The sequence below is a fragment of the Ruegeria sp. YTSC230 genome (genome assembly GCF_059609665.1).
In genome coordinates this window covers 1-7,589 of sequence record NZ_JBXWMC010000021.1, presented here as the reverse complement: position 1 = coordinate 7,589, position 7,589 = coordinate 1, and the positions used below count along the sequence as shown (strand labels likewise).

Sequence of the window (7,589 nt, the reverse complement as noted above, 5' to 3'; positions counted from 1 at the left end):
AACGTCGTGACGTTCCTGGTATCCAGGCACCTGCAACAAGTACATACGCGCATGCTCAATGTAATCCGGACGAGGTCATTCTGGTTGGCGTGTACTACGCGTTTGTTTCCGCTGTCCCATTGTACAAGTCCACGGTTGTGATCTTGCTAGAGATGGAAAAGGCCAGCGTGGTTGACCTGCAAAGCGTTTTTTGTGGTCTGGCCGGGGACACGGCCGAATTCCACATCGCGCTTCGCCCGGTTTCTGCAGTTGCTGAAATCAAGCAGTGCATCCGGTCCCTACTTGGGGCTCAAGCCGACCCGGAACCAATATCTGTCTCGTTGTCCGGGCAACTGATCCGAGACAAAGTAATCTCTGCGCTGTGCAAGGTCTCCAAAGTGCCCAACCTTAAGCTGGTTCCACACGGACAATCAGCGTCTGGCCGGCCCTGTGCCAGGCCAGATCAATGCCCGCAGCGTGACGCACAACAGTTATTCGTGTGGCAGCTAAGCGACAAAAATTATGAAAATTTAAGGTGCGGGCGACACTCTGAAAAGAAACAGCGCGCCCTAAAAGCGCGCTGTCTTCATTTAAGCTGGGGATAAGGGCCTTAGTTGGTGCCCGTCGTGCTTGTGGTGCTGTTTGTTGACCCGCCGCCAGCTGCTGCAGCGATACCAGCTGCTGCCGCAACCGCGCCCAAAGCTGGGGCAACCAACGGTACAAAACCTGTGACGCCTGCCGCAGCCGCGCCACCTGCCGCCGCACCACCAGAGCCTGCACCGCCTCCGGCGGTAGCTTGCGCCGCACTCGCATCTTGTGCATGAACGGCCGTCGCTGAAAGGGCTAGCGCAAGAAGAGACGCTCTGATCATCCTGAATCTCCTAAATCAAGTGTTGTCTGACCGTTATCACACAAGCTTCAACCTGAGAATGCTGAATTCCTGAAAATTCCTCAGATTTTTTGCAATGCCGCTAAGTTGCTTTTTTGAGGGACTTTTTCCCATTTCTACATCAAAAAATAGTTGGGATTGAGCAGGTTTTAGGTGCCTCAAAAACGGTCTGGCTTGCGCGTTAGCCCGCATTTGGCGCAGGCCTGCCTCAAGCAGGTCAGATGCTAACGAAAATTCGGAATGGGGGCGTAAGAGGCACACATGCGCATTTACAATCGGCAAGCAATACAGCAGGTGAAGTAGTCACCGGCTTGCGAATATGAGGGCAAAGGTATGAAGATTGCAGTTGTAGGTCTTGGATATGTGGGATTGTCCAACGCGGTGCTAATGGCACAAAACCACGATGTCACGGCAATCGACATTTCTGAAGAGCGGGTCCAAATGGTCAATTCCGGCCAATGCCCCATCGTCGATGCTGAGCTTGAAGACTTTCTTGCCAACCGAACGCTGTCGCTCAGGGCAACTACGGAACCGGCCTTCGAAGATGCCGAATTCGTCGTTGTTGCAACCCCGACAAATTATGATGCCAAATCCAACTACTTCGATACATCCAGTGTTGAATCTGTCGCCCGGCAGGTGAATGCGATTAACCCCAAGGCCACCGTCATCATCAAATCGACGATTCCGGTGGGGTTTATTCAGTCGCTGCGCTCTGACCTGGGCAGCGACAACTTCATCTTCTCGCCGGAGTTCCTGCGTGAAGGGCGCGCGCTTTATGACAACCTGCACCCGTCCCGCGTAATCGTTGGCGAACGTTCGGACCGGGCGCGGGTATTTGCCGAGCTTTTGCTTGAGGGCGCCCTGACCAAAGACGTGGACGTCCTGTTCACCGACCCGGATGAAGCCGAAGCGATCAAGCTGTTTTCCAACACCTACCTCGCCATGCGAGTTGCCTTTTTCAACGAACTGGACAGCTATGCCATGGCTGGCGGTATGAACACACGCCAGATCATCGAGGGGGTCTCGCTGGATCCCCGAATTGGCGATCACTACAACAATCCGTCCTTCGGGTATGGGGGGTATTGCCTGCCAAAAGATACCAAACAGCTTTTGGCCAATTACAGCCATGTTCCGCAAAACCTTATTCGTGCCATCGTGGACGCGAACCGGACGCGCAAGGATTTTTTGTCAGATCGAATCCTGATGAAAGGCCCACGCGTCGTTGGTATCCACCGGCTGGTCATGAAAGTCGGCAGCGACAATTTTCGTCAGTCTTCCATTCAAGGCATCATGAAGCGGCTGAAAGCCAAAGGCGTCGAGGTCATTGTTTATGAACCAACGTTGGAGGAAGATGAGTTTTTCCGCTCTCGTGTCGTGCAGGATCTCGAAACCTTTAAGTCCGAAGCCGACTTGATCGTTGCCAACCGGCATAGCCCCGAACTTGAAGATGTCGCGGACAAGGTGTTCACCCGTGACTTGTTTGGCGCGGACTAAACGGTTTTCACTTGTTCTGCACTTCTGGGCAATGACCTTATTGATCGGTTTGACAGGATCAAAAACCGACAATCAGCTTTGCTTGATAAGTTAGGTTTGCAAGGCTGCAATCCCTGCCGCGTGTTTTCAATCCAATGCCACACAGAACCCGGTGCACAGTTCAGCCCTTGGCCCCCTGCCCGCGCGCGTATTTATCTTCGTAACGCACGATATCATCCTCGCCCAAATACGTGCCGGTTTGCACCTCGATCAGGACCATCGGGACCGTTCCCGGGTTTTCCATCCGGTGCATTGCCCCAAGAGGGATATAGACAGATTGGTTCTCGGTCACCAATTGCTCACGATCATCGATTGTCACGCGGGCCGTTCCCTCAACAACAATCCAATGTTCGGAACGATGGAAATGGCTTTGCAGGCTCAACGATGCACCAGGGTGCACATAGATGCGCTTGACCTGAAAACGCTCTCCGACCACCAGGCTTTCGAACCATCCCCACGGGCGGTGATCCTTCGGGAACGCCGTCGCCTGCGGCGCGCCTTTTTCCTTTAGCGCGCTAACCGCTTTTTTGACATCTTGCGCCCGCGATGCATCGGCAACCAGAACCGCATCATTCATCGCCACAGCGATGATGTTATCCAGCCCGATACCCACGATTTCCAACTGTTCGCTGTCCGACCGCAAAAGGGTGTTCTGGCAATCAATCGCCGTTGCCCCCCCACTGGTCACCACACCTTGTGCGTCCGGGCCGCTTTCGCGCCATACGGCGTCCCAGCCGCCCAAGTCCGACCATGCGGCGCCGAAGGGCACAACCGACAAGTTCGTTGCCTTTTCCATCACGGCATAATCGATCGAAATGTCTTCGGCCTGCGCCCAGCTTTCAGGGTCGAGACGCAGGAACCCCAGATCCTGCTTTGCTTTTTCCACCGCTGTCTTGACCGGCTCGATCATATCGGGGGCATGCGCCTGGAAGGCCGCAATGATGTCCGCCGCCCGGAACAGGAAAATCCCTGCGTTCCATTTGTAATTCCCGGCCTCCAGCATTTCGGTCGCACGGGCGAGGTCTGGCTTTTCGACAAATTTCTTCAACGGAACAGGCGCACCGTCACCGTCCGACCCAGCAGCCAGTTCAAGGTATCCGTACGCTGTTTCCGCATGTGTCGGGGTGATGCCGAAAGTCACCAGTTTGCCCTGCGCAACCGCCTCCAAACCCCGTGCAACGGCGGCCTGAAATTCAGCTGCATCCGGAACCACGTGATCGGAAGGGGCAACCAGCAATACAGCAGCCTCGTTCTTGGCATAAGCATGCACCGCCGCCGCAAGAACCGCTGGCGCTGTGTTGCGGCCCTCAGGCTCAATCATGATCGTGCCGGGGTCAATTCCGATAGCCTGCAGTTGTTCCGCGACGATGAACCGAAAGTCCGAGTTGGTCAGAACCACCGGCGGTTCAAACTCCAATTCCGCGTTTGCCCCTGACAACCGGCGGGCAGATGCCTGAAACAGGGTCTCTTCTCCGACCAATGGAACGAATTGCTTCGGGTAGCTCTTTCGAGACAAGGGCCAGAGGCGCGTACCGGAGCCCCCGCAAAGAAGGACAGGACAGATCAACATAAAATGCTCAATAATTTGACGCGGTTCCTAATTTTCCTATTGAAACCGTCATGACCTGACAAGGCTTGGCTTGATTTGGTCGAAAAAAAGGATGTCCTGTGCCGCGAGCGTGGATGAGTTTCCGAAGCTGTGTACCATCGAGAATTTTGCGTGCTTTCGAACCTGGTTCAGCGTGAACGGCGCTAAGGACGGGCACTTATGAATGTAGGCTCACCACCGTCCAGGCAGACCGCAGTCAGTACGCCGGTGGCAAAGGCGCCGGTATCCACAGCAATCCGTCCGCGCCGTGCTGTAGCTTGATCGACAATTGTGTGACCATAAACAACCCAAACACCGTCTCGCCTGTCGGTAGTTCGAAATTCTGGATGGCCCCACATCAAAGTTTTTTCGGGTTGCTGATCGGCGGGCGTACTCGGATTTGCACCAGCATGCGTCACAAGGACGTTGCCGGAATAGTCAAAGGTCCTTAATTCCGCGATCCATTGGACCAGCTCAGGTCCCATTTCCGCCAAAAGATTGTCTCGGCAGGCGACCAGCTCAGCAGCGGTCATCTCGGCGCGCACGTTTCGGACATCAAATGAAGCCAACGTCTGCAGGCCACCATAGCGCAGCCAGCGCGGGCCATATTCCTCAGGGTCACGCAGGAAATTCAACATCATGTCTTCGTGGTTTCCCTTCAAACAGATGAAATCCGGGCGGTCTTGGATCAGACGTAGAACGTCAGCACTGTTTTCGCCGCGATCGATATAATCTCCGACAAGGATGATCCGATGATCCCGCGGAATCTGAGGCAACAGCTTCTGCAACTGCCTTATGCAGCCGTGCACATCACCAATGACACACGTCGGCGTGTCCGGCACAGGAGCAGGAAAGACCGCGCGTCGCCCGAAACGTTGAATCAGCGATGACAGCACGTTAAGGGTGCCTCCTGAGTGGCTGCAGCGACCGGCTATCATTGAATTCATGGGCCGGCGGTCAAGACCCAAGGCGTCTAACATTTGCGCGCCGGTCTAAGCAAGCCTCATTCAGGCTGTCCGGCAGGCAGGAATTCCCATTCTGATGATCTCTGTGCCTTTTATCCTGAAAACGCCGTTGATCCGGTTACGCCCTTTTTCCATGAACCACGTCTTAAGCGGCTCGGGATAATACGCGGCCATGATGTGACTGAAATAGTCAAAGTCTTTTGGAGCAAGCCGCCGGCCACTGCGCGAAGGTCCATGGAATCCAAATGTCGTGTCAGGGTTCACACAGGTTCCGGGAAGGCCCAGAAACATCGTGCAGGTTGAAAAGCAGACACGTCCCCGAATTTCGACTTGAATGCCGTTTTTCTGCAGATTTTCGATTTCGATCAAACGGTCATGCAGATACCCGCCTCGGTCGCTGCCAACAACCATCAGCCCGTCAGCTAACGTGGGCGAAGGGACAGAAGTCACCGAGGTCAGTACTCCCGCAAACAGTGCCGCCACTATAGCTTTGATTCCGCGGTGCTTAGGTTTGCAATACGCTCTGGCCGACGCGCGCTGAGGGCGAAAAAGATTCCTTTTTTCCAGCATTTCGAAGCCTCCGATTCCAGTTGCGGACCGGATCAGAGGTAAAACTGCGTGGTGCGTTCCCTGTGAACGGGAGAAGTCAAAAATATGTTTTAAATCAAAAGTTTAGTTATAGTTTTCTTAAACTTTTTGATTTCCGGCTGCTCTATCACCGGAGTTTGTTCAGCTGAAAGCAGTTCTGACCGCAAGCCTATCCAATTAGCATACAACCGTGGTTCAGCTCTGGTTCACAAATGCAGTGGGGACTTCGTTCGTATCGGCAAAAGCGGCGCGACAACTCGAACCCACATTGCACTTGGAGGACAAATTAGCAGAAATTTTCAATCGCGTCCAAAAGCCGGATGGGATGAAATGGGTTTTACCGCCTAAGCGGTGATCAAGCGATCCTTCGGCAGCGGCCTCAAATCTCAAAAGTGACGTAAACGGGTTTGAGACAGATGATCAACTATAAAGTGGCTTGTTGTTCACCTGATGCCGTTCCACCAACTTACGCATATGCTTGCCCTTTTTGGGAATGTAGCGTGCGGAAGTCGCCTCGAACTGCGGATCGCAACATTCGGGAAACAAGTCTTTGATTTCTTGTCGGGCTTCTGGAGATACAGTCCTGAGTGCCTCAGGGCCGGTAAACAAGCTTTCCGTCAGCGCCCCGTTGGACCAGATGAGCTCATGCCGATCGAACAGTATGTGAAAGTATTCGACGCTACCCGCGGTGTCGGGCAGAAAGTCGATGCCATCCAAAGGCAGCAGCTTTTTTGCCGGTATCAGAACATCCTGACATTCAAACATGCGCATGGCGACAGCTGATGACACCAAAATGCGGTGCTGCTGGGACACAATTAGGTCCTGCTTTGGATACCCATCACCCAAGGCATTCACTCGGATTAGGATAGGCCGAAGCCGTGGCTGAGCTTCAAGCTCTTCACGGCTCAGTTTACGCGATCCGACCCAACGAACCGGTTTAAATCCGTGATCCTGGGTGAGAACTTGATCGCCTCCCCGCAGATCCTCTATCGGAACTGGCCCTTCCTGTGTTTCGATCAGTGTTCCGGCCGCAAAGCACAAAACGTCCACAAACTCGCCGTCTGCATTTGTGGGGCCGGTCACGGACTGGTCGATGGTAATGGTGTTCGATCCGGTATCGTTCCAAGCGTCTGCAATTGCGGCGGAATTTACCGTCATTCCGTTGAACAATTCCAGCGGTACAAGCGCGCCGTTATCCGCTTTCACGCCAAAGAGCTGGATTGTTCCGTCCGGCTCAACGACCAAACGAACAACTGGTTCACCGTTGGTGTTTCCAAGCTGCCAAACAGCTGGTGTATCGATTTCGTACCTGTCCCCGTCAGCAAAGCGAACAGTTTGACCCTCGGTACCATTGACTTGTCGTTGGAATTGCAGCTCATTCGGCGCCCCTGCGGGTCCACCAACAAACAAATCCACACCATTGATCTGCAGGCTAAAGCTGTTGTCGAGAGAGTCGAAATCAATAACAAAACCGCCACCAGGAGAAGTATCGGTGAACGTAGTACCAACGCCGTCAGAGATGTTGAAGTTTGCCATGTTGCTTGCGACCTGCCCCAAAAGTTAACGGTTTTCACACCGCTTACGTCGACTTATCAGATCGAGATACTGGCTTGTTTCTCATCATTCGGGAAGAGGTTTCTTCGGAATTCTGTTGCCCCCTCGTTTTGGTCGCGGACTGCAACAGAGATTCAAGTATCGATTAGATTTTGTTCAGAACCTTTAGCCGGGACCACGCAGACGCGCATCACAAAGTATTTTCGTGCCCATTTGCGTCCTCAGTGCTTCCTGTTGTGATAGCCGAAGGCAAAATCGACGCTTAACTCGAGGCTAGATGATGCTTAATATATTGTTTTTACGCTTAGGATTTGTGTCATTGACCTTACGGTTATTCGACTAACGGGGTGCAGATGTTAAACGATTGATTCATTTGATCAACTGCAGTCTGACCGTGGTATTTTGTACTATCTGACGCTGGTTGCGGGAGTAGGATTTGAACCTACGACCTTCAGGTTATGAGCCTGACGAGCTACCGGGCTGCTCCATCCCG

General features: G+C 53.5%; 6 protein-coding genes. 1 reads left to right on the top strand and 5 read right to left on the bottom strand.

What is annotated here, in order from left to right; all coding sequences use genetic code 11:
- Positions 1-589: 589 nt before the first annotated feature.
- The gene (locus tag AC2FD9_RS22995) at positions 590-850 is read right to left on the bottom strand and encodes a hypothetical protein (RefSeq protein WP_282121600.1); all 261 of its coding nucleotides are present in this window, start codon (positions 848-850) and stop codon (positions 590-592) included.
- A 351-nt stretch (positions 851-1,201) separates the two neighbouring features.
- On the opposite strand from AC2FD9_RS22995, the gene AC2FD9_RS22990 reads away from it, so the two are divergent.
- Positions 1,202-2,362, top strand: a complete 1,161-nt coding sequence (locus tag AC2FD9_RS22990) for a nucleotide sugar dehydrogenase (protein WP_282171197.1) — start codon at positions 1,202-1,204, stop codon at positions 2,360-2,362.
- A 160-nt stretch (positions 2,363-2,522) separates the two neighbouring features.
- Here the strand turns inward: AC2FD9_RS22990 and AC2FD9_RS22985 are convergent, their stop codons facing one another.
- From AC2FD9_RS22985 to AC2FD9_RS22970, 4 genes are all read right to left on the bottom strand, one after another.
- Positions 2,523-3,971, bottom strand: a complete 1,449-nt coding sequence (locus tag AC2FD9_RS22985; protein WP_496838921.1) for a mannose-1-phosphate guanylyltransferase/mannose-6-phosphate isomerase — start codon at positions 3,969-3,971, stop codon at positions 2,523-2,525.
- Positions 3,972-4,153: 182 nt separating this feature from the next.
- Positions 4,154-4,885, bottom strand: a complete 732-nt coding sequence (locus AC2FD9_RS22980) for a metallophosphoesterase family protein (protein WP_496838920.1) — start codon at positions 4,883-4,885, stop codon at positions 4,154-4,156.
- A 111-nt stretch (positions 4,886-4,996) separates the two neighbouring features.
- On the bottom strand, positions 4,997-5,437 hold the full coding sequence (locus tag AC2FD9_RS22975) for a hypothetical protein (protein WP_282121604.1): 441 nt from the start codon (positions 5,435-5,437) through the stop codon (positions 4,997-4,999).
- Positions 5,438-5,962: 525 nt separating this feature from the next.
- Positions 5,963-7,078 carry a Hint domain-containing protein gene (locus AC2FD9_RS22970; protein WP_496726754.1) on the bottom strand — a complete coding sequence of 372 codons (1,116 nt, stop codon included), beginning with the start codon at positions 7,076-7,078 and terminating at the stop codon, positions 5,963-5,965.
- Positions 7,079-7,589: the final 511 nt, after the last annotated feature.